The sequence below is a fragment of the Erythrobacter tepidarius genome (genome assembly GCF_002155695.1).
GTDB classification, from domain to species: domain Bacteria; phylum Pseudomonadota; class Alphaproteobacteria; order Sphingomonadales; family Sphingomonadaceae; genus Erythrobacter; species Erythrobacter tepidarius.
The window spans coordinates 1-1,584 of sequence record NZ_MUYJ01000031.1 but is presented as its reverse complement, the minus strand read 5'-3'; the positions used below and the strand labels follow the sequence as shown (position 1 = coordinate 1,584).

The window sequence follows — 1,584 nt, the reverse complement described above, 5'->3', positions numbered from 1 at the left end:
CAAAATTTTCTCATAAACTCAATTGTTAATGCCTTTCACAAAAGGTGAAGGAAGCACTTTTCCTCCGAAAGTGCGATTGACAAAACCTGAGCAAATGCGGGTTTCAAAGCTCATGTCTCTGATATATCGAAGGAACCGCGCAGGAGGTGTGTGCGGTGTCCAGATACGCTGAGAAGATCGACGTTCGAGGTGATGGTCGAGTGATCCTCTACAAACGTGAGGATCTAAAGAATCCGAAGTGGCAGGTTCGGATCAGGGTTCCGAACGCGACCGGATACAAAATTGTCAGCTCGAAAACCGAGAACAAGAGAGAGGCGGAGCGCTTTGCGCTGGATCTTGACGTGACCCCCTGATTTTCCTCCACGCTCGATTAGAGTCTGGCCTGAAGGAAGGACAGATGATGAAGCGCAAGAGGTTTTCAGAAGAGCAGATCATTGGGGTGCTGAAGGAGGCCGAGGCGGGGGCGAAGACTGCTGATCTGGTCCGGCGGCACGGGGTGTCTGAAGCGACGATCTACAACTGGAAGGCCAAGTATGGCGGGCTGGAGGTATCCGAGGCCCGGCGGCTGCGGGAACTTGAGAGCGAGAACGCGAAGCTCAAGCGGCTGCTGGCCGACACGATGCTGGACAACGTGGCGCTGAAGGATTTGCTCTCAAAAAAGTGGTGACGCCCGCCGCTAAGCGGGAAGCGGTCGCTCATCTCCAGGCGTGTCATGGGATGAGCGAGCGGCGGGCGTGCCGTGTCATCGATGCTGATCGCAAGAGCGTGCGCTACCGTTCCACACGGGACGATGATGCCGATCTGCGCGAGAAGCTGCGTGGGCTGGCCAACCAGCGCCGCCGGTTCGGCTATCGCCGTTTACATATCCTGCTGCGTCGGGAGGGCGTGACGATCAACCGGAAGAAGACCCAGCGGCTTTACAAGGAGGAAGGTCTGGCGGTGAGGCGACGACGCAGCCGCAAGCGTGCTGTCGGCACCAGAGCACCTGCTCCGGTGCTGGCGCTGCCGAACCAGCGCTGGAGCCTGGACTTTGTTCATGACCAGATAGCTTCTGGCAGGCGGTTCCGCGTGCTCAACGTTGTCGATGATGTGACCAGAGAGTGCCTGGCAGCGGTGCCGGACACCTCGATCTCCGGGCACCGTGTCGTGCGCGAGCTGACCCAGCTGATCGCCCAGCGCGGCAAGCCGGGCATGATCGTCAGCGACAATGGCACCGAGCTTACCAGCAATGCCGTGCTCGCATGGTGCGGCGAGATCGGCATGGAGTGGCATTACATCGCTCCGGGCAAGCCGATGCAGAATGGCTACGTCGAGAGCTTCAACGGCCGCATGCGCGACGAGCTGCTGAACGAGACCCTGTTCATGAGCCTTGCCCATGCCCGGGTCGAGATCGCTGCCTGGGTCGAGGACTACAACCGCGAGAGACCGCACTCGTCCCTTGGCTACGCAACACCGGCGGCGTTCGCCGCCGAACTGAATAAGCAATGGACTGCTTCGCTACGCCCTACGGGCTCCGCTACGCAGCCCATTGCTTCAACCGCGCTGATGCGCAAAACAACCGCCCGGCTCTAATCCCAGCTGGGG

Annotated in this window: 1 protein-coding gene; it reads left to right on the top strand. The window is 59.6% G+C overall.

Translation table 11 applies throughout. The annotated features are described in order from the left end of the window. Positions 1–400 precede the first annotated feature (400 nt). Positions 401–1,572, top strand: a protein-coding gene (locus BZF61_RS15475) for an IS3 family transposase (protein ID WP_143737130.1) whose coding sequence is annotated in 2 segments (ribosomal slippage) — positions 401–653 and positions 653–1,572 — 1,173 coding nt in all. Because the reading frame shifts where the segments join, the coding sequence is not laid out codon by codon here. The last annotated feature ends 12 nt before the right edge of the window (positions 1,573–1,584 follow it).